Here is a 25,239-nt window from a genome sequence, read left to right on the forward strand (position 1 = left end):
ACTGTCTCATGCAAAAAAATTACTGGCCAACTGCAACTTGGCAAGCCGTAGATCCTGAAAATGTGAAAATGGACGCGAACAAGCTTTCAGAGCTTGAACCGAAGATAAAATCTGAGTACAGCAATATCAATGGGATTGTTGTGGTGAGAAATGGCAGTATTGCTTATGAAAGATACTTTCATGGATATGGTCCGGATGACACGTATCATGTGGCTTCTGTAACAAAAAGTATCCTATCTGCGCTCATTGGTATTGCCATCCATGCAGGTTATATTAGTGATGTAAATCAGAAGGTGCTAGCTTTTTTCCCCGAATATGTTCCTGATGCTACTGACAAACAGAAACAAGAAATCACCATACGCCATCTTCTTACAATGACAGCTCCCTATCCATTTGCAGATTGGCATGAGCCATTAGACAAATTGTGTCAACAAGCAGACTGGGTAAAATACACCCTAGACATGTTGGGTGAACAGGGTGAAATCGGTACTTTTAAATATTCCACTTCAGGAGCGCATCTGCTTTCAACCATCATGACTCGTAGTACAGGCAAAAATGCCAGAGCATTTGCCAACGAGCATTTATTCAGTCCTATTGGCATGAGAACAATCCCTGATTATGACATGAAATCATTTGGCTTTGAAGATTTATTTGGGCAAAATGTGAAAGGCTGGGTGGAAGATCCAAAGGGCAATGCCACTGGTGGATGGGGACTAACACTAACGGCCCGTGATATGGCCCGTTTTGGATTGCTCTATTTGAACGGCGGTCAGTGGGATAATCAGCAAATTATTCCGACATCATGGATCAGCGAATCTACTGCGATGAATCCCAATAACTACGGCTACCTATGGTGGTTAAAACAAGAGGACGGGGTGTCTGCTTACTTAGCACTAGGCGATGGCGGCAATGTCATTTGTTGCATTCCAGAAAAAGACTTAGTGATAGCCATTGTCTCTACATTCATCATGAATCCCCTTGATAGATGGACGCTCATTAAGGAACAGATTATGCCAGCAATACTAGAGTAAATATATATTCGCCATGGGTCAAGGTCTTAGTACGTTTAGAGTGGGGGGAAACATCTTGGTAGGGGTGAAGTTGGGTGTGTGGAAGAAGCGCTCAGGTAGGCTTCACCATCGCCCGGATCAGCAGAAAGCCCCACTCAATCAAGAGCCTCCCACCCCTCAAGTAAAACCCCCCCATCAACCGAGGAAACATTCCGGAAAAGCGAATATATACAGGCATGGAATCAACAACAAGTATATTTACCGGAGGCTAAATACTTAAAAAGTCCATAATATCCAAAATTTTCGAAAATATGATAAAATAGTAGCGAGAAAAAGGAGGATGATGGCATGGCCGTACAACGATTTATAGACTATGTGAAGAAAATGGAACATTATGAAGAAGCGCTTGGTGTGATTTATTGGGATATGCGCACGGGGGCACCTAAGAAGGGACTAACCCAGCGCTCTGAAGTGATTGGGACGCTATCAGCCTCACTATTTGACATGCAAACGAGTGAAGAATTAGGGGAGCTGCTTACGGATCTTGAAGCGCAAAAGGAAGAGCTCGATCATGTCACACTGCGCTTAGTCGAGGAAGTGCGCAAAAACTACGACAATAATAAAAAAATTCCTGCACATGAGTACAAGGAATTCGTGATTTTGCAATCGAAAGCGGAAGCGATTTGGGAAGAGGCGAAAGCACAAAATAATTTTGCGCTATTTTTACCATATCTAGAAGAAATCATTACTTGGCAAAAGAAATTCATCGGTTATTGGGGCATGAAAAATGGCTCTCCATACAATACATTACTGGACCAATATGAGCCAGAGATGACAACGGAAATTTTAGACCGTGTTTTTGGGGAGTTACGCGCAACGATTGTATCGCTCGTACAAAAAATTACTGCATCATCAAATAAACCAGATACCAGCGTATTATTTAAGCATTTCCCTCAAGAGGAACAACGAGCACTGTCACTAGAAATTTTAGCGCAACTTGGTTATGACTTTGATGCTGGTCGTTTAGACGAAAGTGTCCATCCGTTTATGATTGGTTTAAATCATGGGGATAACCGTATTACAACGAAATATGATGAAGCTGATTTCCGTTCGGCAATATTTGGTACAATTCATGAGTGTGGACATGCCATGTATGAACAAAATATTGATGAGCAGCTTGATGGTTTACCTTTAGCGCAAGGCACATCGATGGGCATACACGAATCCCAATCATTGTTTTATGAAAACTTTGTCGGTAGAAATGAAAAGTTTTGGGAGCATAATTATGAGCGCCTGCAAAAGTATTCACCGGCACAATTTGGTCATGTTGCATTAGACGATTTCCTGCGTGCTATTAATATGGTGGAACCGTCACTAATACGTATTGAAGCAGATGAGTTAACGTATGCACTGCATATTATGATCCGTTATGAGATTGAGCGTGACTTGTTCAATGGCGACTTGCAAGCTAAAGATTTACCACAAGTTTGGAATGCTAAGTATGAGGAATACTTAGGCATTCGACCGCAGACAGATGCTGAAGGGGTACTGCAAGATATGCACTGGTCAGGTGGCATGTTTGGTTATTTCCCATCCTATGCCTTAGGTCTGATTTATGCAGCACAGTGGAAGCATGCGATGGACAAGGATATTCCAAACTTTGATGACCTGCTAGCAAGAGGCGAGCTCCTGCCAATTCGTGAATGGCTAACGGCTAAAGTGCATCAATATGGCGCACTGAAAAAGCCTTTCGAGCTACTACAAGCGGCGACAGGGGAAGGCTTGAATGGCAACTATCTAGCAAACTATTTACAAGACAAGTATACGAAACTGTATCAGCTATAAACGAAAAAGCGATTTCTCTATTACAGAGAAATCGCTTTTTTAAATGAAGATGCATGTGTTACCAAAGCTTATAGCCTTTTGAACCAGGAGGTGCATTCGAAATAATATCAATTATTGGAACGGTGTATGCAAATAAAATTAATGCCACTAAAATAACGATCCATAGTTTGAAGTTTTCTAAAATGGCAGGTGTATGGCCACTGTGTTCATGTACTTCACTCACTGGGAATTCTTCTTCACCTTTTGGAGCGAACCAAGCTAGTTTTACAACGATATACATGATTACTAGAATGGCAATGAATAGAATGGTACCACCAACTGCTTGCGCAATTTGATAAGGAATCCAATCATATGCTTGTTGAGCGCCACCATACTCAGAGTAATCTGAGCGACGGGGTGCACCGATAAGACCTGCGATATGCATAGCAGAAGACATAATGGTCATACCAACTGCCCATAAAATCCCAGCGAAATTACCAAGATTGTTTAAAGATTTTGTTAGCGTACGACCTGTTAAATGCGGAATTAACCAGAACGCAGCACCGAAGTAAGTTAATACGACAGCCGTAGCAATTGTTAAATGGAAATGTCCAGTTACCCAAATGGTGTTATGGATTAATTGGTTCATTTGATAGGATGCATTGACGATCCCGCCAGCACCACCAGGAATAAACGATACCATACCGATAAATGGTACAAAGAAACGTACATCAGTCCACGGTAACTTTTTGAACCAACCGAATAGACCTTTACCACCTAATTCACGACCGCGTAATTCAAACATTGCGAACATAGAGAAGGCTGTCATTAGGGACGGTACGATGACGGCAAATGTTAAAATAACTTGAATGAATTTCCATGTAGCATCAATACCAGGTTCTGTTAATTGGTGATGAATCCCAACTGGTACAGAGAATAGTAAGAAAAGAATAAATGCTAGTCTAGCTAGAGAATCCGAGAAAATTTTCCCGCCAATTATTTTTGGAATCATCGTATACCACACCATATAAGCTGGTAATAACCAGAAGTATACGAGGGCATGCCCGAAATACCAGAATAATGTTCGAGATAAGGCAACATCAACCCGTTCGATGAAACCTAATGACCAAGGCAGTAACTGGAATAGGACAGAAACCGCTACACCTAGCGTTGCAACGAACCACATAAGGTTGTTAATGACAACCATAAATGATAGTAATGGGCTCGGTTGACCGCTTCCTTTGTTTTCTTTACGCCATTGCGTATAGCGTAAAATTTGACCTGCACCGCCAACCCAAGAACCTACAACGACTAAAGTTAAGCCTAAATAGAAAATCCAGTGTGCTTGGAGTGGGGCATAGAAAGTATATAGAACGGTTGCTTTATTTAGTAAAACCATTGTTGCTGCAGCTGCTGTACCAATCGTCATTAGCCAGAAACCAATCCAACCAAGACGACGTTGAAAAGCTGAGAATGTACCAGAAGTACGGCTTACACTGGCAATTTGGAAACCGAAAATAAAGTACGTTGTTAAAATAAGACCGAGTAAGATACCATGTACTGTTAAAACTTGATAATAACCAATACCTGCTGGTAACGTGAATTGACCAGAACGGACAAACACTTGTAATAAACCTGCAAGACCACCTAATAATAATGCGATAAATGCGACATAAATATGCGCCATCGCGAGCTTCGCATCACGACGATCCACCTTTGTCAAATTATTCGTGAGACTCATTTGGATCCACCACCTTTAGCATAGAGTGCATCATCGTATGTCCTGTACCACAGTACTCATTACATACGATTAAAAACTCGCCTACTTTATTTACTTCTGTAACATATTCAGAAATATAACCAGGCTCAAGCATCATGTTAATATTTGTGCCGGCAATCTCAAAGCCGTGTATGACATCTTCACTTGTACCGATGAATTTCACTTTTGCTCCAAGCGGCACTTCGATTTCAGGGGGATTGTAATAGAATGCAGAAGCTAAAACAACAACTTCATAATCCCAATCCTTCCCCTCCACTTTATGGACGCCAGGGTTATCGAATGGCGCAATTTCTTTTGCTTTCTCGTAATCCAGTGTTTTTTTACCGTTGTTCGGATGTGAGCCTTGATGGAATGCACCAATGCCGAGAATAACGAGGAATGCCACTAAAGTAGTGACTCCAAACACTAGCCAATATTTCTCATACTTATGTAAGTGCATATATCTCTGTCCCTTCTTTCTTAAATCAATTACAACTTGCTGAAAATGCTTAACCCGCTGCAGCTATGCTTATGGGCAAAAACACATTGGTAAATCTTCACCGAATTAACGCACGCCAACTACTTTTGTCATACTTAACAAGAATGATAAAAGTAGGTTACTGCGTTAAATTAAAAACGATCGATAAATAAATTGAAGCAGTACACCCATAGTAAAATAATAATGATGCCGACTCCGAACACTGCATAGAGTGAACCTTTTAGATTATCTTCTGATTTCTTTTTATTGGCCATTGTTGCTCCCTCCTACGCTTTCATAGTGGACTTTCTTAATGTCATCATATAGAAATTCGTGTCGTTTTGATGTGAAAAAAATCACACATTCGAGGGCAAAGTGTGAAAAAAATGTGAAATGTATGAAGAAGGGGAATAAAAGTAGTCATTTTCTGAATAGGTAGAAAGGCATTTTAGTAGATTTCCTATCAAAGTTTCATTTATAGACGATCGACCAACGCAGTGAGCATTGAGACCTAGTACATCACTTAAACGATTGCTTTGTGGCGATGCATACGAAATGTTCGTTCAGCAGAAGCCTTAAACAAAGAAAGAGGACTGTCCCTAAGTGATGATTTTATCACTTTAGGACAGCCCTCTTAATTATGCGAATACCGAAACTTATTCATAAACGCTTGATGCTAAGGCATAAGATATATCATTTGCGACACAAGAGTCTAGTTTATTCTTCATCTTCTTCAATTGTTAATAGAACCGTTAGTGCACCAATGTCTGGAATCGTAACAGGGAGTACAAAGGCTTTTTCAAAGCCATATAATTTTGTGTTCCCAACCATGACAGTTGGTGGTGTAATATCAATTTCAATATTTTGTTGTCCGACAGTCGTACATAAATTACCTGCAATCATGTTTCCAAACTCACCTGTAAAGGATTCTAACATTTCTCCTTCAAGCGGCATACCAAACATGGTGTTGCCAATGCCACTAAATATTTCAGGTGAGGAATCAATGATAACACGGCCCTTTAAATCTCCAATGAGCCCAATTAATACGCCCATTTGTTGCTGTTGAAAGGGTTCAGAAATAATACTTGGCGATTTCACCTGGATGTCCATAGGTAGTATCGATTTTAACGCATGGATTGTCCCGTTTAAAATAGTTTGAAAGTACTTCGAATTACTCATCATTACCGCATCCTTTTTCCGACTTTTCTACATCTTACCATGTTGAAAGGGTAAGATGAAAGTATGTCTTGACGAAATTGGATGAAATTTATATTATATTAGTGAGAATGATTTTCATAGTCAATCAATTGAAGTTCTACTTACTTCGGAGTAATTCTTTAGTCCTAAATTTGGGTGAAAAGGAGTGGTCAGCAATGACATTCGTATTCATTGGTGCAGCAGTGGCTATTTATATTGGTGTGGGGAGATACGTCATGAAACAGGCGACTGCACATTTAAAATAGTAAAGTTTACATTTTAGCTATTGCGATATAAGATAATTATTTTAATAAAGGTGAGTATGACACAAAGTTTCTTTTGAGTCATACTCTTTTTTTGTGGTTTTTGGCCTGAATCTCCTTCGTAACACTATCGGTATAACGACCAATCCCGTATATTTTTGCACTTGGCAATGTATAAGTACCGAGAGATGGAAGCGACACTAACTTACTCATCTGTAAGTATTTTACGTTACCCCCAATGGGTGGCACTTGATATAATATCAGAAGTGACAGACGAAATTGTGTATGATGAGAAATTAAATTCATGTATTCAGGCTCATATGTTATTCAATCAGGCAATTATCGAGGCGGCTGTCTCGACACCAGTCAATAAACAAAATCAAAATGGGCGGATGATCAAACAACGTCCAATAGAAATCTAGGTGAATAAAATGACAAAAATATTATTAACAGGGTTTGTGCCATTTCTTGACTATACAATGAATCCAACAATGCAAATTGTAGAAGCGTTGGATGGAACGGTAATGGATGATTATGAGATTACTGGAGGCATATTGTCTGTAGATTTTCAGCAATCTGCCCAGCAGTTGAAACAATATATAGCTGATATTGAGCCCCAAATCATCATTTCATTAGGATTAGCTGGAGGGCGTTTTAAGATTACACCAGAACGAATTGCGATTAATGTTAAAGATGGTGAGGCTGATAATAATGGTTATACACCAGTGGACGAAAGCATTCATGACGGTGGAGTCGATGCCTATCTAACGAATTTGCCTATCCGTAATATGGTGAACCGTTTACACAATGAAGGATATCCTGCCGAAATTTCAAATACAGCAGGTACCTATTTATGTAATAATATTATGTATGAAGGGCTTCGTTACGCAAAGCAAAATGAAGGCGTTCTTGCTGGATTTATTCATATTCCTGCTTCATTTGATTTGGCCATTCAGCATGGCAAAATACCAGGATGGAATATTCAAGATTTAATCACTAGTATCGAGATCTGTATCAAGGAGACAATTTGTGCTGCAAATGATTGATTTTCCTCATACAATGTGGATTAGCCAATACACAGTTCGTTTTGCATTTAATGAGGACATATCCCAAGAGAATTTTCAAATAGTTCAAAAATTTGATCGGTTTCTGAAAAAAAATCTACAGCACAAGCTAGTTGAAACGGTTGCTAGCTATCACACAGTTACGGCGTATATAAATCAGAAAATTGATATGAAAGTTTTACAAAAGCAATGGCTTGTTATGCAAATGTCCACAACAGACGAAGACGTAGCAAGTCGTCATTTACAAATTCCAATTTGCTATGATGAAGAATTTGCCTTAGATATGCAACGTGTTATGGATTCTACGTGCTTATCGTATGAAGAGGTAAAAGCACTGCACATGTCTAAGGCATACCTTGTGTATTTAATTGGATTCTTACCGGGATTTCCTTATTTGGGTGATCTACATGAACAATTGTTTGTACCACGTTTGAAGAAACCAAGAAAATCAGTATCTGCAAGCTCAATCGGCATTGGTGGTTCACAGACAGGGATTTATCCACTCGATTCACCTGGTGGTTGGAATATTATTGGTAAAACGCCATTTACTTTATTTGATGTACATGAGAAAAAAAGCTTTTTATTTTCCCTTGGGGATCAAGTACGGTTTTATGAAATAACAAAGCAGGAGTTTATAGAAATAAAAAGCAAAGGAGTGTAGCAATTGAAGCCACTTCTTATGGTGAAAAAGCAAGGTGTATATGGGAGCTTGCAAGACCAAGGGAGATACGGCTATCGGGCATACGGTATTCCTCTATCTGGACCTATGGATAAAGTGTCATTCCAAGCAGCACAGTATATTTTAAATAACGACAAAAACCAAACTTCATGTGAATTATTTATTGGTGGGTTTGAATTTGAGGCTTTAAATGTGGGCACTTATGTATTAACGGGTGCAAAAAGTGAATGTTGCGTGAATGATACTCCTGTTGAAATGTGGAAGTCTTTTCAATTAGCACAGGGAGATAAATTAACGATAAAAAATGTCAGTGCTGGCTCGATCGTTTATCTAACGCCTAAAGGCGGATTTCAAACAGCGCAAATACTTGCCAGTAGTTCGTGTTTTCCCTTAGGAAGTATAGGCGAAATAGTAAGGAGAGGTAGCATTTTGTATGGGCAAGGAACGGAGTCATCTGAGTCAATGCCATTTACAAGGGGCCTATATGCACCATTTCGCCCAACCTTTAAAAACGCCATTACAGTAAGCGTTTTTAAAGGACCTCATTTTGATTTATTTACAGAAGAGAGTCAACAACAATTATTGCAGGGTTCATTCCAATTTACAGGTGGAAATCGGATGGGCTATTATTTGAAAGGTCCTGTACTGCAGCTGAAGGAAAAGAAAGATATCCTGTCAGAGGCGACACAATTTGGGACAATACAAGTGCCACAAAATGGGGAACCAATTATATTAATGGCAGATGCACAAACGGTTGGTGGCTATCCAATAATTGCAACAGTTCATGAAGATGATTTACATAAAATTGCCCAAATGCGTGTGTTTAACACCGTGAAATTTGCACTAATGGAGGGATAGGTATGCCATTTGATATAAATTGTGATATGGGTGAAAGCAACGATTCTTTTATAAGGGGCAATGATGAAGCGATTTTAGATTATGTGACGTCCATTAATATCGCATGCGGCTATCATGCTGGTAATCATACAATTATGCATCGTACGGTAAGAAATGCCATACGAAAAAATGTCCATATTGGCGCACACCCCGGCTATCCGGATCTCGAGGGGTTTGGTCGCCGTAATAGGGATTTTAGTGCAGAGGAAATTTACAATATGGTTGTTTATCAAATAGGCGCATTACAAGCTTTTGTCACTGTAGAAAATGGAACACTACATCATGTCAAGCCGCACGGGGCGCTCTACAATCAAAGTGCCAATGATATCGAAAAGGCAAAAGCAATTGTGAAGGCGGTATTTGACGTAAACCCTGCATATATTTTATATTGCTTGTCCGGCAGTAAAATGGCCACTATTGCAAAAGAACGAGGATTACTTGTTTACGAGGAGGCTTTTGCAGATCGCAATTATAATGATGACGGTACATTAGTGAGTAGACTGGAACCAAATGCGCTCATTCAGACAGAGGAGGAAATGCTTGTACACGTCAAAGGTATTTTCACAGCAAATGAGGTAATGTCTGTGCAGCAAAAAAAAATCAAAATCTCCGCCCAAACACTGTGTATACACGGAGATGGCCCACATGCACTCGCCTATGCAAAAAAAATACATGGGCTGAATGGTCAAACAGGAAATTAGAAAACGGTAGGCTTAAAAAATTATTAAAGGAAATGACAGCTATACTTATACATGTAGCAAGTAATCCAAACTGGTTGGAGCGCTAAAAAGACCTTGTGAGGAAAAAGTTAAAGAACAGTCGACTTTTACTGCACGCACCATGTCATTTAATCCGTTGATTATGGGCGGGGCCTACGCTAAGGGTCTTCTATTTTGTTATTTATTGGTACACAGTTAAAGCCTGCGTAGACTTATGCGTTCATAGCTGTCAACTTTAGATTTACAATATGGTTATATTTGGATATATTTAGGTAAATTGAAGGTATTTAAAGGCTGACAGTCACTTTGGTGATCTTGGACTAAGTCTTTAAATGCCTTCTCTTTTTATGCTTAGCTCGTAAAATCTCTGTAGCGCTACTCCGGATGCCGACCATCTCACTAATTTCTATTTCCTTCTCTTCCCAAATGAAATTTAATATTCAACTTAATTTACCAACGCAAGTGATATCATTCAAAATTTGGCGGGCACAAACCCACTCAGAGAGATTGGATATATCAATCGGAATGCCTGCTAAATCACGTACCACTTGTTTAGCGCCTTTCCTGATTTATGGGCCGATGCATTGTTATATCTATACAGTAAATAGTTGTTCTAATGGAGTAGGAGTAGTTGTAACGTCAATCAATATACTTTCTTTATATGTAAATATGTATTCATAGTTGCTTGTTTCATCCAGCATTTTCGGTAAGTAATATTTTAAATCTGCTATTCCTACATTTTGTATTCTATAAATAAGTAACACAGCATGGCTGTGTCGAGTGAAAGTAAATAAACGAAAATAAAAACCGGAAAACCTTTCTATGCCGTTGCAAATTTATAAAACGTAATTTTAAAACAAGCGTACCTTTACAAAAGCTCGAAGCAGATACACTCAGTGTTTGTTTATCTGAGGGATGCACACTGCACAGTAATCAAGGTTCAGTGTACATATCTTATCGAAATCAAAAGATATCGAAAAAAAGGGCATAATCATGAGCATATCCCGTAAAGGTACGCATGCTGATAATATCCCCATTTAATCGTATCGTTCAGCAAAAGAAATACTACAACGGCAATCGTAGAACAAACTATCAAAGTTTATTAAAAGTATTATAACTATATTTGAATATAAGCGAAACTAAACAACCGGTCGCCGGTACAATACCGACAACTGGTTGGATGAATGCTTTACCTTTTGTCTTTTATATCGGGACAGTCCTTTGGTCACTGACCAACTTTTCCTACTTCAATCGCTACGTTCCACTCACACTTTTGTTGCGAATATAATTCTAGAGGCAGCAATTAATTTCCGTTATCTATCCATTTGTAGGAAACCAAGGTTACCTTCTGGACGTTAAAGTTCCTCATGTTTGATTTGTGTGAATCGTTCATTCTGCTCACAATGTGCAAGAAGCTTAGTGGTTTCTTTATATGATTGTTATCAATCCGCATAACTAAACCCTAATGTTCTTGCATGTTAAGTTGTCGTCACGAACTCTACAGCCTCTACAACTAATGGCGTTCCAGCAGAAATAAGGCCTGTAACCGTGTTAAAGGTTAACTCGCTTGCAGAAATTGTATACGAATCCCCCTCTTGTAAGACACCATTTACATAAAAATTATAGTAACCATTCGTTACGATAGGAAAGGTAGTTGCAGCAACTCCACTATCATTTAGGAAGGCAGTAGCAGGGATAGTGGTACCGTCAGCGACTGTTAAAGTTGTTGCTAATATATTAAAAAACCTTGTCGAAGACCCAGTCACATTGACATTAATATTAATAATGGAAAGTGGCATTTTTTCACCTCCTTTCATAGTGGTTGCACGTCATGTAGTTGTGAATCCGAGTGACTCCACGATAATCGGAGTTCCTGCATAAATGGTTGTAGCATAAGGATTTAATGTTAAGGAATTTGCCGTTACTGTGTAAATTCCACCTTCTTGCATGACAGCGTTGATGTAAAGATTAACGTAGCCATTTGGGCGGAAAATCATAAATTCAGTCACTTGGTTGCCATCATCACCGTAAAATAAATTCGCAGGAATGGTTACGCCATTCGTTAAATCAATATCTGCCACTGGAAGATAAAAATATCGATTTACTGTGGGGATGATATTTCCTTCAGCGTTATTCACTGGGGGAGGGGTGCTTATGCATGCAGAGTTCGCCGCCTTTATCCGCTGCATGCAAGGCATTCTATCTTCACATGGATGTTCTTCTATTTCCCTCCATATTTTCCGCCTTTTTTGTTTTTCCATAGGTTAATCACTTCCTTCCTCTTCTTTATAAGCACAACAATGTATGGTTTTCTTGAAGCGTTTTCCTGTAAGGGTGAGGAACATCTGTCTTGAGTGCGCTAACAAATCTATCGGACAAAAATATTCATTAACTTACACTATGATGGAATCTCTTGTATGATTGGTTGTACATCCAAACTTTAAAGATTTTCCTACCAAATCCTACTTTTTTATGCAGTATCTTGTATGGAAGGAAATACGAATATTGCGCCTGAAACCTTGATATATATGCTTTTTAAAGTAAATTAGTGTTATACTTTGAATGTCGAATAAGGTAGAATACTAAATATGAATAACTAAAGGGTAAAGGAGTTACAGTTTTTATGAAAGAATTTGAACAACAACTTGAGGGGCTTTTAAAGCAAGCTTCGTTACAATACATAATATATCAGCATAATGGTGATACAGAGCGCATGGAGAAAACATCGCTTTTTGCACGGAAATTGCAACAGAAAGAATATGTCATTGGCTTTGCAGGCCATTTCTCAGCAGGTAAATCGAGCATGATTAATGCATTATCTGGCGAAGATTTATTGGCTTCCAGTCCGATTCCGACGAGTGCCAATATCGTAAAAGTCCATAAATCGGATGAGGATTTTGCAATTGTTTATATGCACAATGAAAAGCCTGTGAAATTTGAGGCAGGGTATGATTTTAAAACGGTAAAAGAGCTAAGTAAGAATGGTGATTTGGTATCACAAATTGAGATTGGCCACAGCACTTCGACATTACCAGTTGGCGTAACCGTTATGGATACACCTGGTGTTGACTCGACAGATGATGCACACCGTATGTCTACAGAATCAGCTCTTCATATTGCTGATATTGTATTTTATACAATGGACTACAATCACGTTCAATCCGAGTTGAACTTTCAATTTACCAAGCAATTAATGAAATACAATCCGAATGTCTATTTAATCGTCAATATGATTGATAAGCATAAGGAAAATGAATTGAGCTTCGAGGAGTTTAAGGCCACGGTTCATCACTCCTTTTCTGCATGGGGTGTAGAGCCAAGGGGCGTATTTTTCACGTCTTTGAGAGAGCCTGAACATCCAAATAATGATTTTGAAGCTGTCAAAAAAATCGTGATGGATAGCATGAATGATTGGCAGGATCAGCTTGTGCAAACAGCAACCAATACGCTGCGTTTATTGCAAAGCGAGCATGACAATTATTTAATAGAAGAAAGACAAGATCGATTAGATTTAGATGAAGACATTTTAAGCGCAGATGATTGGGCAAGCCATCAGGATATTTTAGAGCAATATAATAAGTTGAATCGCCAGGTAGAATTATTCTCAATCGAGGCATGGAACGAAACGTTTGAAGAAGAACGCAAGGAGCTACTTGCGAATGCAGCCATTATGCCGGCAGATTTACGTGACAAATTACGTCTTTATCTAGAAAGTAAGCAGGAGGGTTTTAAGGTAGGTGGCTTATTTACGGCCAAGAAAAAAACCGAGGAAGAGCGTAACCGTCGTAAAGATGATGCATTTAGTAGCTATCAAAAAGTGGTCCATGCACAAATAACTGGGCATTTAAAAGGACTGATGAAAAAGGCGTTAAAGGATGTAGGCGCCTTAGGTGAAGAGCGTGCGGCGGCTATAGATGCTTATGTGTTTGATTTGCCATTTTCACTCATTGAACAGCAAGTGCAAATCGGTGCGATCTTGACAGGGGATGCTGTGTTGAACTTTGCTAACCGCGTAGCAGAGGCGACAAAACGCTATTATATTCAGGAAACGGATAAGTGGAAAGATACGCAAGCTACTACGTTAGAAGCGGTCGCTACAGAAACAGCCGCACCAGCGAAATTAAAAATGGCTGGCATGCAAGATAAAGTAGACGCTATCAATGCGGTATTAGAAATCGAAAGTTACCAACAATATAGTGCGGGTGTCATGCATCAGGCAAGCAATGAAATTCGTAAGGAAGCGAATAACCAGCTGGCTTTCTGGGACAAAGCTTTTGAACAGGCATTAGCCGAAATTCGATTATTTGATGAATCGATGTTAAAACCAAAAGAAGTAGCACTTCAGGAGGAAGAAATACAGCAAGCTACTAGTGCCACTAGCTTACCAATCGATGGTGTGATTAAACGTGCACTGCATACTGCAAATGCAGTCAAAGAGGTACAGGGCTTTGCCGAAGTGGCGAGTTATTTAGAAAATAAAGTGGAACGATTACAGAAAAAAGATTTTACCATTGCATTATTCGGTGCGTTTAGTGCAGGGAAATCGTCCTTCTCGAATGCATTAATGGGAGCGAAGGTATTACCTGTATCACCAAATCCAACAACAGCAGCCATCAATAAAATTCGCCCTGTCACTCCAGAACATCCCCATGAAACGGCAGATGTCCAGTTAAAGACAGCTGCACAAATGTTAGAGGATATTCAGAGCTCTTATGCTGCAATCGGCTTATCGGTTTCTTCACTAGATGAAGCCCTAAATCGTGCAGATGAAGGCCTTGCAGTGCAGCTATCAGATGAACGACTTAACGTCCATAAATCATTTATTCGTGCCTACAAGGAAGGCTACCCAACATTTAAAACGGAGCTTGGCAAAGTGTTACGTGTCGAGCGCGAAGAATTTGAAAAATTTGTTGCGCAAGAAAACAAATCTTGCTTTGTTGATAATATCGATTTCTATTATGATAGCCCGCTGACACGTATGGGCGTGACATTAGTCGATACACCAGGAGCAGATTCCATCAATGCACGTCATACAGGCGTTGCGTTTGAATATATTCGTAATGCAGATGCTATTTTATTTATTACGTACTATAATCATGCGTTTGCCAAGGCAGACCGTGAGTTTTTAATCCAGCTAGGGCGTGTGAAGGATGCCTTTGAGCTCGATAAGATGTTCTTTATCGTCAATGCCATTGATCTGGCGACAACAGATGAAGAGCAGGAAGATGTAAAAGGCTATGTACGTTCAGAACTACAACGTTTTGGCATTCGTTTCCCACGTCTTTATGGCGTATCCAGCTTAATGGCCTTGAAGGAAAAAGTAGAGGGCGCTGATTTTGCATCAGGCATGCCGCCATTTGAGGAGAACTTCCATACCTTCTTAAATGACGAGCTGAGTGCATTGGCAGTGCAAGCACTGGCGGAGGAAGTAGACAAAACAGAACAACGTTTAGGTGATTTAATTGCGCAAACAGAGGATAACTTAAAGCGTAAGGATGAGCGATTAGCCGAGCTGACAACACTTGAACAGCACATAAAATCGAAATTGAGTGCGCTGAATACAAGCATGATGGAAAGTGAGACCAAGCAGGAATTAGATGAATTACTGTATTACGTCTTACAGCGTGTCTACTATCGCTATCCAGAGTTCTTTAAGGAAGGCTACAATCCGTCTACCTTTGCGGCGATGCCAGCACAGCAAGCATTAGAGCATGCATTAAAAGAAGTACTGCAAAGTCTACGTTTTGACTTTACACAGGAAATGCGTGTGACGAACTTCCGTTTATCGCAGTTCATTAGCAAGAAGATGCAATTACGCTTTAAAGATGAAGTACGTGATCTGAAAGAATTGAATCGTAGCTTCTCATTTTTAGCCTTTGAAACATCTGAGCCCGATTTACTTAACTTTGAAGGACCTTTTGCAGAAATAGCGAAATATACAGGAGTGAAGTCTCACTTCCGCAATCAAAAGGCTTTCTTTGAGAAGAATGAAAAAATGAAGTTAAGTGAAGCGTTGGAAGCATTAACAAAGCCAGATGCACAAAACTATTTAGATGGTCAAAAGGTCTCGCTAATGACATGGGCCATTACCTTTATCGGTGAGGAAGCAGAGCGATTACGTCTGCATATTTACCACCAGGCATTAGAGCAAATTGCGACAGAGCGACTTGCGTTACAAGAGGAAAGCCGTCTAGCATCATGGAAATCAATTTACGCACAATTACAATACGCATGAGGTGATTCAAATGGGAAAAGTATTCAAAACAGTTGAGGAAATTCAGATTGATGGCGTCCGTTTTGTGGATGCACGCTTTGATTTACAGCACAAAGAAGCGGGCAAACTATTATTTGAAGAAGGGCATGTACCTGGTGCTATTTTTGTGGACTTAGAGCATGATTTATCGGATATGGAGAGTAGCAATGGCCGTCATCCAATGCCAAGTAAGGAAAAGTTAGCGTCTGTTTTTCAAGGGCTAGGTTTACGTTATGAGGATGAGATTGTTGTCTATGATCAGGGCGCATCCCCCTTCGCACCGCGAGCTTGGTGGATGCTAACGTACGCGGGCTTCCCAAACGTTGTGATTGTCAACGGTGGTGTGGCTGCTCTTGAGAAGAAAATAACGTTCACGAAGGATATTGTAAAATACCCACCAACTACGATTGAATTTAATTGGCAAGATCACCTATATGCGCCACGTGAAGCAGTTAAAGCCATTGTAGATGGTGATGTTCAAGCAACACTGTTAGATGCACGTGCCGCAGCCCGTTATCGTGGGGAAGTGGAGCCACTGGATCTGGTAGCAGGGCATATTCCCACTGCCAAAAATTTTGACTGGGAGCACTTGAAATCAGAAGGTACACTCCAAGCAAATGATGCGCTCCGTGCGAAAGTTGCACGTGACGAGCACGTGGTCGTATACTGTGGCAGTGGTGTCACAGCCTCTCCATTGTATGCCGTGTTGGCAGATGAAGGCTATGAAAATATTCAACTCTATACAGGCAGCTTTAGCGACTGGATTACAACGTACGATGTAGAAAAAGGCACAAACGAATAACAGATTAAACGAAACGCTCACCTCGGTGGGCGTTTTTTTCTGTAGGCAGAGGTTGAGAGAAGTGAAGGAAAGAATCGCGGAAGTGGCGGAAAGAATCGCGAAAGTGAAGGAAAGAACCGCGGGAGTGACGGATAGAACCGCGGAAGTGGCGGATAGAATCGCGGGAGTGACGGATAGAACCGCGGAAGTGGCGGATAGAATCGTGGAAGTGAAGGAAAGAATCGCGAAAGTGGCAGATAGAACCGCGGGAGTGACGGATAGAACCGCGGAAGTGGCGGATAGAACCGCGAAACTGACGGATAGAACCGCGAAACTGACGGATAACACCCCCCACCCCCTACAACAAAGTTACGTACTTCTGAAAATGACTCGTCATTCATTTTATGCTACACTCTTTTTACAAAGGGAAAAGGGGGAGAAAAGGTGTATAAACTAGAGAAAAGCATTGATATTGAACAGAATCAGGGTGTGCAATGTGCGCATGGCAAGGTAGCCGTTCAGGGAATCGGTATGAGTGTTTATAGTTTCTTTGTGGACGGTTTACTAATCGATACGGGTTCTAACTCGCTGGCGCAGGAATTTCAATCATTTTATAATGAGCTAACAATTGAACAGGTAGCACTGACACATGCACATGAAGATCATTCAGGAAATGCCGCATGGATTCAGCAGCAAAAAGGTGTGCCGATTTATATTCATCGTGATTCTGTCGGCATTTGTGCAGAGGATGGAGATTATCCATTGTATCGACAGGCTTTGTGGGGGGAGCGTCCAGCCTTTGTGGCCCAGCCGTTTGGTGACACACTGCAAACGAAATCCACTACATGGGATATTATCTCGACACCTGGACATACAACAGACCATCTATCGTTTTACAATCGCGCAACCGGTGCCATGTTTACAGGGGATTTGTATATCCAGACGAAAACGAAGGTTGTGCTAGATGAAGAAAACATCGTACATACCCTGGCATCGTTAAAAAAACTATTACACTACGATTTTGAAACGATTTATTGCTGTCATGCCGGCTTTTTAGTAGATGGTCGCACGAAAATACAAGAAAAAATAGCGTACTTAGAGGAATTAGAGGGCGAGGTACGAAAGCATTATGACCAAGGCCATTCAGTCGATGAAATAACAAAAGCGATCTTTCCCCGCAATTACCCAATCACCAAAGCTTCAGGTGAACAGTGGTCTTCAAAACATATTATCACAGCCTTCACAAAACACTTTATGCAAGAGTCCTTACGCTAAGGGCTCTTTTTTTGCGTGGTTTGAGGGCGAGGAGCAGTTGTTCGCACGAGTGTAGTGAAGGACCGCTCGGGTAAACCGCTCAGGTGCTGTTGCAGAAATGCTACATTCCTAAAGGTTTCTATACAATAGTAAAAATGATTGTGAAAAAATATGGATAAATTGTGACGAAGTCAGTTGTAACAATGGATGCGCTTACATTGGTTTGTGAAATTCTTCTCATTTACTGAAGAAAAATACTATGTGAAAAGTTGAACAGGTTAAAAAGCGTTACAAGTACATTTTCGACAAGGTTATGTTGCGTTGTTGTTATATAAAAATAATAGATTGTGAAAATAATAACAAAACAAAAAAATGCTTTTTACGCTAGTTAATATGAATTAATAAAGAATACTTTGTAATTATCAGAATTTTTCGTTGACTATGTTTTCACAAAGTATTATGATTCTGGAATATAATAAAAACTCAAAGGGAAAAGGATGGGGTCCAATGGATATTATGAAAAAGGCATTAGATATGCATGCGAATTATAGTGGAAAATTAGAGGTTATTTCAAAGGTGCCGGTGCAGGATTCATATGATCTCAGCCTAGCTTACTCACCAGGTGTAGCTGCTCCATGTGTGGAGATTGAAAAAAATCCATCGTTAGTATATGACTATACGATGAAGGGCAATATGGTGGCGATTGTGTCAGATGGTACGGCAGTACTTGGCTTAGGGGATATTGGGCCGAAAGCGGCGTTACCTGTAATGGAAGGAAAGGCTATTTTATTAAAGCGTTTTGCCAATGTTGATGCTTTTCCAATTTGTTTAGATACGAAAAGTACGGATGAAATCGTCAGCATTGTGAAGGCGCTTGCCCCAACATTTGGTGCTGTGAATCTAGAAGATATTTCGGCACCACGATGCTTTGAAATTGAAGACCGTCTGCGTCAGGAATGTGATATTCCTGTATTCCATGATGATCAACATGGAACAGCAATTGTCGTGGGTGCAGGCATGATTAACGCCAATCGGATCGTGAAAAAAGATGTGGAGACAATGAAGGTTGTCATTAACGGTGCAGGTGCAGCGGGTATTGCGATCCTCAGAATTCTTGTGCAGATGGGCTATAAAAATATTTATATGTGCGATACTAAGGGACTTATTTATGAGGGGCGTACGGAAGGCATGAATCCGATAAAAGAAGCTGTTGCCCACTTAACAAATCCACAAAAAGCCCACGGTACGTTGGAGGATGCGCTAGTTGGTGCTGATGTCTTTATCGGCGTATCCGTAGCAAATTTACTGACAGAAGCGCACATTACTTCTATGAATGATAATCCAGTTGTCTTTGCACTAGCGAATCCAAATCCAGAAATTACGTATGACAATGCAAAGGCGTGGGGCGTGCGTATTATGGGGACTGGACGTTCAGATTATCCAAACCAAATCAATAATGTGCTGGCTTTCCCAGGGATTTTCCGTGGGGCACTGGATGTACGGGCGACAGATATTAATGAAGCGATGAAGCTTGCAGCAGTGGAAGCCATTGCTTCACTTGTAAGCGATGAAGAATTGAAGGAAGAATATATCGTGCCAAAATCATTAGATGAAAGAGTTGTAGCAATCGTTTCACGCGCTGTTAGTGGGGCAGCTGTTGAATCGGGCGTATCTGAGCTATTCCAGCAAACGACAGTCCTTACAGTATAAAAAATGAGTTACCTAAGAGAGGCCATCAAAGCAGATGGTCTCTCTTATTTTTTTTGATCAGCAGTAAATCGCAAGTGCATCTTTGTTGTTCATGTCTTGAAAAAGCTCGAAAAATGTTGTTTTTTGTCTAATTGTATACTAAAATGAGTATTAAGTAATAATAAGCTATTGTATTTTATAGCCTTAATATTCATTTTTTAAAATAATGATGAATATTAATAGTCTTAAAGTACTTAAAATTAACTATTCGTTAAACGGATAAAAAGTTTTATGAGCCGGAAAAATATACTTTAAAAAGGTGTGAGTAAATTTGAAAAAATTTCGTTCCATCAAAACAAAGTTAATCATTTTCTCATTGTTCCTTTTAATTATTCCATTAGTGATTTTGGGCTATTTAAGCTATCAACAAAGTAAGGCAAGTTTAGAGACTGTCGGCAAAGAAAATTTAAAAAACAGCGTAGAAATGACTATCGGAATGATAGAATTATTAGACAAAGATATTGCGACAGGCAAGTTTTCAAGAACAGATGCACAAGAGAGAGTAAAAGTAGCGATCCTTGGTGAAAAAACGGCTGACGGTAAAAGACCACTCAATGAAAATATTAAGCTAGGTGACAACGGTTATATTTTCATACTCGATGAAGATGGGAATACACTTGCCCATCCAACTAATGAAGGGGACAATGTATGGGATGCAGTTGACAGTAAGGGAGACAAGTATATTCAAGAAGCCATTAAAGTAGGGAAAGAGGGCGGCGGTTTTGTATCTTATGAATGGCCTTTACCAAATACCGAAACACCTGCAGAGAAGAGTGTATATGCAAAAACCGATCCAAATTGGGGGTGGGTCATTGGTGCAAGTACATATATTGTAGAATTCGATCAGCCAGCAGCTCAGATATTAAACTTAACATATATTGTCATTGCAATGGCAATTGCTTTTGGGATTTTAGCTATTTGGAAATATGCAAATAGTATGGCTAAGCCAATTAACCAAGTAGCTGAAGCGATGGTTCTTTTGGCAGAAGGTGACTTAACTGGCGAAAATATTGCAATCAAATCAGCGGACGAAATTGGCAAATTAGCAAGTGCGATGAATCAAATGCACAACAAATTAACAGATATGATATACGAAATTTTGCAAGCTTCAGATTTAATTAGCCGTTCAAGTCATGAGCTAACACAAGCTGCCCATGAAGTAAAAAAGGGTACGGAACAAGTGGCATTGACGATGCATGATTTAGGGGCTAATGCAGAAGGCCAAGCCCATCATGCGAGTGAAATAACGTCTTTAATGGAAGATTTCACTGCTGATTTACATGAAACAAATAAACACGGTGAGCATATTCACCAGGCATCCAGTGAGGTATTGAATCTTACTAATGATGGTAGTCATTTAATGATGTCTTCAACTAAACAAATGTCAAAAATCGATGACATTGTCCAAAATGCAGTAGAAAAAGTAAAAAAATTAGACGCCCAATCTCAAGAAATTTCGCAACTAGTGATTGTCATTAAAGATATAGCCGATCAAACGAATTTATTGGCATTGAATGCAGCTATTGAGGCGGCAAGAGCAGGTGAGCATGGCAAAGGCTTTGCGATTGTTGCAGATGAAGTAAAAAAACTTGCTGAACAAGTGGCCTTTTCTGTGAATGATATCACAGACATTGTGACGAATATCCAACATGACTTTGAGGTCGTAACTAGCTCATTAGAAGATGGCTATAAAGAAGTAAAACAAGGAACAGATCAAATTAACCTAACGTGTGAAACTTTTAATACCATCAGTCATTCCATTACGGATGTTGTCGAAAGCGTTCAACTGATTTCAACGAATTTATCAATAGTAGCTGAAGATGGACGTAAAATGAATAGCTCTATTCAGGAAATTGCCGCTGTCACACAACATTCAGCAGCGGCAATTGAACAAACGACAGCTCGATGGAAGAGATGGCAGGGAAATCTGCACAGCTAGCTGAATTAGCACTGAAGTTAAAAGAGTTCATTGCCTATTTTAAACTATAGATTGCTTACAAGCATTTACTAAAAACAATAAAATCTCCCACTCTCATTGTAGAGAGGGGAGATTTTTTTACATCATGCCGATACCAATTGCCCCAATAAAAATGACAAGGAAAAGGACAAGGATAATGATAAATATTATAATAGATGGAATAAAAATGGTGAAGAAAGCCTTCCAATTAGAAAATTGGTGTGCCTCTGCGACAACACCTACAGAGATGACAACGGACCATATAGCCACAACCACTGTCGCGAATGTTGAAAGCCAAAAAATCCAAGGTACCGATCCTGCAAAGTTAGCATCCATTAAAGATTCAGGTGATATAAATAGCCAAATTATAAAAAGTGGAATCAGTACCGTATATGGAATAGCTGTTAAACTAAGCCCTTTAAATAAATCTGAATAACTAGCTGTTCCTTTGAATAATTTACCTACTAACCATGTGATGAAAGCGGAAATAGCTGTACCGATGATTCCTGAAATAGGTGATAAAATAATACAAAATAGTATGATAAGCCAAGGTGAAAAATCTAACATAGAATCCTTATCAATAAGTTCTGTCAGCGTTAAGCCGATATAACCAATAGACATGATGAGAATCGCATACCAAACTGATTTTACATCAATCATGTAGCGAGCTGTTTGCTTTGGATGTATCCATGCATTCAAAAACGGATTGACTTTTTGCCTTTCTTGCGTTGTCTCGTTATAGTTTTCCATTAAACTACCTCCAAAAATAATAGAATAATTGCATCGTGCGTATAGTTAATATACGGCTAGTGCCATGAAAAGTTTCATAAAAAATAAAGAAGATGACTTAAGGCTCGTTAAGTCATCTTCACGACAGCTAACGGAAGACAATAAAAAGAGCCGCACACAAGCGACTCCCTTTAGCTTATTATTCAGCTAGCATAATTTTTTCAAGTTCTAATGGCTCGATGTATTGTTCGCCTTTGTATGCGCGCATATTGCCACCAGAAATTTCATCAATTAATAAAATTTCATTTGTTTTGGCGTCGCGACCAAATTCTAATTTAATATCGTAAAGTGTTAAGCCTTTTTTTGCAAGCTCTGCGCCAACGAATTTTGAAATTTCAATCGTGCGTTGCTTTAAGATGGCATATTCTTCGTGTGTTAACAGGTTTAACATAGCTAAAGCATCTTCAGAAATAGGAGGATCTAGGCGATCGTCATCTTTGATTGTTACTTCTACGAAGGAATCTAATTGTTGTCCTTCTTGTACGTAAGCACCATAGCGGCGTAAGAAAGAACCAACAGCCTTGAAGCGGCAAATTACTTCTAACCCTTTACCGAAAACCGTTGCAGGTTTTACAGTCATTGTTGCATCGTCGAAGTTTGCATCAACGTAGTGAGTAGGGACACCTTGTTCGTTTAGTTTTGAGTAGAAATAAGAAGTTAAGCGAAGACCTGCAAGGCCAGCACCGTCAATTGTTAAACCTACAGTGTTTGCGCCTGGATCGAATACGCCGTTTTCACCAGTTACATCATCTTTGAATTTTAATAAGTAATGACCATCTTCTAGTTTGAACACATTTTTCGTTTTACCTGTATACAATAATTCCACAAAAAACCCTCCAATATTTCATAGTACATCATCATTATAACACGAATGTTTTCAATGTTTAATATAAAAAATGTTCGTTTTAAATAAAAATTTCTGCGTTATTTTACTTAGAATCTATAAAAAACAAGGTGATAACGAATATTCGTCATCACCTTATGTGGAATTAAGAAAATTTAAACTCTTTCAATAGAAGTATACTAGTGCAAGAATATTATTAATATACGCCTTCAGCTAGCATACCGTTTGCAACTTTTACGAAGCCAGCGATATTTGCGCCAACAACTAGGTTGCCAGGGTAGCCGTATTTATCGGCAGCTGCTTTACTATCCGCATAAATGTCTTTCATAATTTGGTGTAGTTTCGCATCTACTTCTTCAAATGACCAGAAAATACGGCTTGAATCTTGTGCCATTTCAAGCGCAGAAACAGCAACACCGCCAGCATTTGCTGCTTTAGCAGGGCCGAATAATACGCCAGCATTTAAGAATTCATTAATTGCTTCAAGGTCAGATGGCATGTTTGCACCTTCACCGACAGCTTTTACACCATTTGAGATTAATGTACGAGCAGCCTCAGCGTCAATTTCGTTTTGTGTTGCACAAGGTAATGCGATATCACATGGAATTGTCCAGATACCTGTGCATCCTTCTGTAAATGTAGCATTTGGACGATAGTTTAAGTAGGTTGAGATACGCTCACCTTTTACTTCCTTGATTTCCTTAATCGCATCAAGGTCTAAACCGTCTGGATCGTAAACATAACCTGAAGAATCAGAGCAAGCTACGACCTTTGCACCGTATTGCTGTGCTTTTTCGATTGCGTAAGTTGATACGTTACCTGAACCAGAAACCACAACTGTTTTGCCTTCGAATGAATCGTTTGCATCTTGTAGCATTTCTTTGACAAAGTAAACTGTACCGTAACCAGTAGCCTCTTTACGAGCTAAAGAACCGCCGTAACCAGGTGTTTTACCAGTTAATACACCAGATTCGTTTGCTTTTGTTAGACGTTTGTATTGACCCCATAAATAGCCCACTTCACGAGCACCTACACCAATATCACCAGCAGGAACATCGACATCTGGACCGATATGACGGTATAATTCAGTCATGAATGCTTGGCAGAAGCGCATGATTTCTGAGTTTGATTTTCCTTTTGGATCGAAGTTAGAGCCGCCTTTACCACCACCGATTGGTTGGCCAGTTAAAGCATTTTTGAAGATTTGTTCAAAACCTAAAAATTTGATGATTGATTCATTAACGGAAGGATGGAAGCGCAGACCGCCTTTGTATGGACCCATTACGTTGCTATATTGTACACGGTAACCACGATTTACTTGAACTTGGTTGTTATCATCTTGCCATGCTACACGGAATGAGATGATACGGTCTGGCTCAACGATACGAGATAGAATATTTGCTTTAATATATTCAGGGTGTTGTGCAAATACAGGCACTAATGAGATGAAAATCTCCTCAGCTGCTTGTAAGAACTCCGCTTGATGACAATTTTGTTGTTTCAGTTGTTCGAATACGCCATCTACGTATTCTTTCGCTAATTGGTCGTTGCTTACAGATGTTGTTGTCATAGTGAAAACCTCCAAATGTTTGATAGATGTATCGTATATTTATTTTTCGCACTATTCAATAAAATACTTTTTGCAAGGACGCTAAGTTTGTGAAAAAATGAGCAAGTGAGGTGTTGAATTAATTATATTAAAATAATAATAAAAAGATGGAT

At 39.6% G+C, this 25,239-nt stretch carries 22 protein-coding genes; 13 read left to right on the forward strand and 9 right to left on the reverse strand.

The annotated features are described in order from the left end of the window. Nucleotides 1-8 precede the first annotated feature (8 nt). Both H131_RS09770 and H131_RS09780 read left to right on the forward strand, forming a co-directional pair. Nucleotides 9-1,031, forward strand: coding sequence for a serine hydrolase domain-containing protein (locus H131_RS09770; protein ID WP_010858954.1), 1,023 nt, complete (start codon nt 9-11; stop codon nt 1,029-1,031). 327 nt (nt 1,032-1,358) lie between these two features. After that, nucleotides 1,359-2,855, forward strand: coding sequence for a carboxypeptidase M32 (locus tag H131_RS09780; protein WP_010858956.1), 1,497 nt, complete (start codon nt 1,359-1,361; stop codon nt 2,853-2,855). A gap of 58 nt (nt 2,856-2,913) precedes the next feature. On the opposite strand, the gene H131_RS09785 is transcribed toward H131_RS09780, so the two are convergent. The 4 genes from H131_RS09785 to H131_RS09795 form a co-directional block, all read right to left on the reverse strand. Continuing rightward, nucleotides 2,914-4,575: a b(o/a)3-type cytochrome-c oxidase subunit 1 gene (locus H131_RS09785; RefSeq protein WP_010858957.1), complete on the reverse strand. Its 1,662-nt coding sequence runs from the start codon at nt 4,573-4,575 to the stop codon at nt 2,914-2,916. Beyond that, a complete protein-coding gene (locus H131_RS09790) occupies nt 4,559-5,053 on the reverse strand; it encodes a cupredoxin domain-containing protein (RefSeq protein ID WP_010858958.1) in 495 nt (164 codons plus the stop codon). Before H131_RS09790 ends, H131_RS09785 begins: the two co-directional genes overlap by 17 nt. A 170-nt stretch (nt 5,054-5,223) precedes the next feature. Continuing rightward, on the reverse strand, nt 5,224-5,346 hold the full coding sequence (locus tag H131_RS25840; protein ID WP_010858959.1) for a hypothetical protein: 123 nt from the start codon (nt 5,344-5,346) through the stop codon (nt 5,224-5,226). A 442-nt stretch (nt 5,347-5,788) separates the two neighbouring features. Next, nucleotides 5,789-6,250: a chemotaxis protein CheX gene (locus H131_RS09795; protein WP_010858960.1), complete on the reverse strand. Its 462-nt coding sequence runs from the start codon at nt 6,248-6,250 to the stop codon at nt 5,789-5,791. 469 nt (nt 6,251-6,719) lie between these two features. On the opposite strand from H131_RS09795, the gene H131_RS09800 reads away from it, so the two are divergent. The 5 genes from H131_RS09800 to H131_RS09820 are packed head-to-tail and all read left to right on the forward strand — an operon-like array spanning nt 6,720 to nt 9,872. Continuing rightward, the gene (locus tag H131_RS09800) at nt 6,720-6,953 is read left to right on the forward strand and encodes a hypothetical protein (protein ID WP_010858962.1); all 234 of its coding nucleotides are present in this window, start codon (nt 6,720-6,722) and stop codon (nt 6,951-6,953) included. A 9-nt stretch (nt 6,954-6,962) separates the two neighbouring features. After that, complete coding sequence (locus H131_RS09805; RefSeq protein WP_010858963.1) at nt 6,963-7,577, forward strand: pyroglutamyl-peptidase I; 615 nt, start codon at nt 6,963-6,965, stop codon at nt 7,575-7,577. After that, a complete protein-coding gene (pxpB, locus tag H131_RS09810) occupies nt 7,570-8,256 on the forward strand; it encodes a 5-oxoprolinase subunit PxpB (RefSeq protein WP_010858964.1) in 687 nt (228 codons plus the stop codon). The genes H131_RS09805 and pxpB overlap by 8 nt, the downstream gene beginning before the upstream one ends. Before the next feature lie 3 nt (nt 8,257-8,259). Then, complete coding sequence (locus tag H131_RS09815) at nt 8,260-9,132, forward strand: 5-oxoprolinase subunit C family protein (RefSeq protein ID WP_010858965.1); 873 nt, start codon at nt 8,260-8,262, stop codon at nt 9,130-9,132. A 2-nt stretch (nt 9,133-9,134) separates the two neighbouring features. Next, nucleotides 9,135-9,872 (forward strand): 5-oxoprolinase subunit PxpA, encoded by a 738-nt coding sequence (locus tag H131_RS09820; protein WP_010858966.1) that lies wholly within the window; start codon nt 9,135-9,137, stop codon nt 9,870-9,872. A gap of 1,496 nt (nt 9,873-11,368) precedes the next feature. Here the strand turns inward: H131_RS09820 and H131_RS09825 are convergent. Then, nucleotides 11,369-11,689 carry a DUF4183 domain-containing protein gene (locus H131_RS09825; RefSeq protein ID WP_010858967.1) on the reverse strand — a complete coding sequence of 107 codons (321 nt, stop codon included), beginning with the start codon at nt 11,687-11,689 and terminating at the stop codon, nt 11,369-11,371. Nucleotides 11,690-11,719: 30 nt separating this feature from the next. After that, nucleotides 11,720-12,028 carry a DUF4183 domain-containing protein gene (locus H131_RS09830; RefSeq protein WP_230491835.1) on the reverse strand — a complete coding sequence of 103 codons (309 nt, stop codon included), beginning with the start codon at nt 12,026-12,028 and terminating at the stop codon, nt 11,720-11,722. A 485-nt stretch (nt 12,029-12,513) separates the two neighbouring features. On the opposite strand from H131_RS09830, the gene H131_RS09835 reads away from it, so the two are divergent. The 6 genes from H131_RS09835 to H131_RS09860 all read left to right on the forward strand — a co-directional run bounded on the left by H131_RS09835 (nt 12,514) and on the right by H131_RS09860 (nt 21,866). Then, on the forward strand, nt 12,514-16,125 hold the full coding sequence (locus tag H131_RS09835) for a dynamin family protein (protein WP_010858970.1): 3,612 nt from the start codon (nt 12,514-12,516) through the stop codon (nt 16,123-16,125). Between the two features lie 10 nt (nt 16,126-16,135). Further along, nucleotides 16,136-16,945 carry a sulfurtransferase gene (locus H131_RS09840; RefSeq protein WP_010858971.1) on the forward strand — a complete coding sequence of 270 codons (810 nt, stop codon included), beginning with the start codon at nt 16,136-16,138 and terminating at the stop codon, nt 16,943-16,945. Between the two features lie 61 nt (nt 16,946-17,006). Further along, the gene (locus H131_RS24945; RefSeq protein ID WP_010858972.1) at nt 17,007-17,381 is read left to right on the forward strand and encodes a methyl-accepting chemotaxis domain-containing protein; all 375 of its coding nucleotides are present in this window, start codon (nt 17,007-17,009) and stop codon (nt 17,379-17,381) included. After that, a complete protein-coding gene (locus tag H131_RS09850; RefSeq protein ID WP_036130057.1) occupies nt 17,369-18,199 on the forward strand; it encodes an MBL fold metallo-hydrolase in 831 nt (276 codons plus the stop codon). The genes H131_RS24945 and H131_RS09850 overlap by 13 nt, the downstream gene beginning before the upstream one ends. A gap of 486 nt (nt 18,200-18,685) precedes the next feature. Beyond that, nucleotides 18,686-19,888 (forward strand): NAD(P)-dependent malic enzyme, encoded by a 1,203-nt coding sequence (locus tag H131_RS09855; RefSeq protein ID WP_010858974.1) that lies wholly within the window; start codon nt 18,686-18,688, stop codon nt 19,886-19,888. Nucleotides 19,889-20,198: 310 nt separating this feature from the next. Beyond that, on the forward strand, nt 20,199-21,866 hold the full coding sequence (locus tag H131_RS09860) for a methyl-accepting chemotaxis protein (RefSeq protein ID WP_010858975.1): 1,668 nt from the start codon (nt 20,199-20,201) through the stop codon (nt 21,864-21,866). A 117-nt stretch (nt 21,867-21,983) separates the two neighbouring features. On the opposite strand, the gene H131_RS09865 is transcribed toward H131_RS09860, so the two are convergent. The 3 genes from H131_RS09865 to gdhA all read right to left on the reverse strand — a co-directional run bounded on the left by H131_RS09865 (nt 21,984) and on the right by gdhA (nt 25,087). After that, complete coding sequence (locus H131_RS09865) at nt 21,984-22,634, reverse strand: Yip1 family protein (RefSeq protein WP_010858976.1); 651 nt, start codon at nt 22,632-22,634, stop codon at nt 21,984-21,986. A 178-nt stretch (nt 22,635-22,812) separates the two neighbouring features. After that, nucleotides 22,813-23,499 carry a phosphoribosylaminoimidazolesuccinocarboxamide synthase gene (locus H131_RS09870; RefSeq protein ID WP_010858977.1) on the reverse strand — a complete coding sequence of 229 codons (687 nt, stop codon included), beginning with the start codon at nt 23,497-23,499 and terminating at the stop codon, nt 22,813-22,815. Between the two features lie 214 nt (nt 23,500-23,713). Continuing rightward, nucleotides 23,714-25,087: an NADP-specific glutamate dehydrogenase gene (gdhA, locus tag H131_RS09875; RefSeq protein WP_010858978.1), complete on the reverse strand. Its 1,374-nt coding sequence runs from the start codon at nt 25,085-25,087 to the stop codon at nt 23,714-23,716. Nucleotides 25,088-25,239: the final 152 nt, after the last annotated feature.

Origin of the sequence: Lysinibacillus sphaericus OT4b.31, assembly GCF_000392615.1 — a bacterium.
Taxonomy (GTDB): Bacteria; Bacillota; Bacilli; order Bacillales_A; family Planococcaceae; genus Lysinibacillus; species Lysinibacillus sphaericus_B.

Coding starts and splice junctions, on each gene's coding strand:
- gdhA (WP_010858978.1), bottom strand. CDS start 25,087: ATGACAACAACATCTGTAAGCAACGACCAATTAGCGAAAGAATACGTA.
- H131_RS09795 (WP_010858960.1), bottom strand. CDS start 6,250: ATGAGTAATTCGAAGTACTTTCAAACTATTTTAAACGGGACAATCCAT.
- H131_RS09840 (WP_010858971.1), top strand. CDS start 16,136: ATGGGAAAAGTATTCAAAACAGTTGAGGAAATTCAGATTGATGGCGTC.
- H131_RS09790 (WP_010858958.1), bottom strand. CDS start 5,053: ATGCACTTACATAAGTATGAGAAATATTGGCTAGTGTTTGGAGTCACT.
- H131_RS09820 (WP_010858966.1), top strand. CDS start 9,135: ATGCCATTTGATATAAATTGTGATATGGGTGAAAGCAACGATTCTTTT.
- H131_RS09800 (WP_010858962.1), top strand. CDS start 6,720: ATGGAAGCGACACTAACTTACTCATCTGTAAGTATTTTACGTTACCCC.
- H131_RS09825 (WP_010858967.1), bottom strand. CDS start 11,689: ATGCCACTTTCCATTATTAATATTAATGTCAATGTGACTGGGTCTTCG.
- H131_RS09855 (WP_010858974.1), top strand. CDS start 18,686: ATGGATATTATGAAAAAGGCATTAGATATGCATGCGAATTATAGTGGA.
- H131_RS09835 (WP_010858970.1), top strand. CDS start 12,514: ATGAAAGAATTTGAACAACAACTTGAGGGGCTTTTAAAGCAAGCTTCG.
- H131_RS09770 (WP_010858954.1), top strand. CDS start 9: ATGCAAAAAAATTACTGGCCAACTGCAACTTGGCAAGCCGTAGATCCT.
- pxpB (WP_010858964.1), top strand. CDS start 7,570: ATGATTGATTTTCCTCATACAATGTGGATTAGCCAATACACAGTTCGT.
- H131_RS25840 (WP_010858959.1), bottom strand. CDS start 5,346: ATGGCCAATAAAAAGAAATCAGAAGATAATCTAAAAGGTTCACTCTAT.
- H131_RS09865 (WP_010858976.1), bottom strand. CDS start 22,634: ATGGAAAACTATAACGAGACAACGCAAGAAAGGCAAAAAGTCAATCCG.
- H131_RS09785 (WP_010858957.1), bottom strand. CDS start 4,575: ATGAGTCTCACGAATAATTTGACAAAGGTGGATCGTCGTGATGCGAAG.
- H131_RS09780 (WP_010858956.1), top strand. CDS start 1,359: ATGGCCGTACAACGATTTATAGACTATGTGAAGAAAATGGAACATTAT.
- H131_RS09805 (WP_010858963.1), top strand. CDS start 6,963: ATGACAAAAATATTATTAACAGGGTTTGTGCCATTTCTTGACTATACA.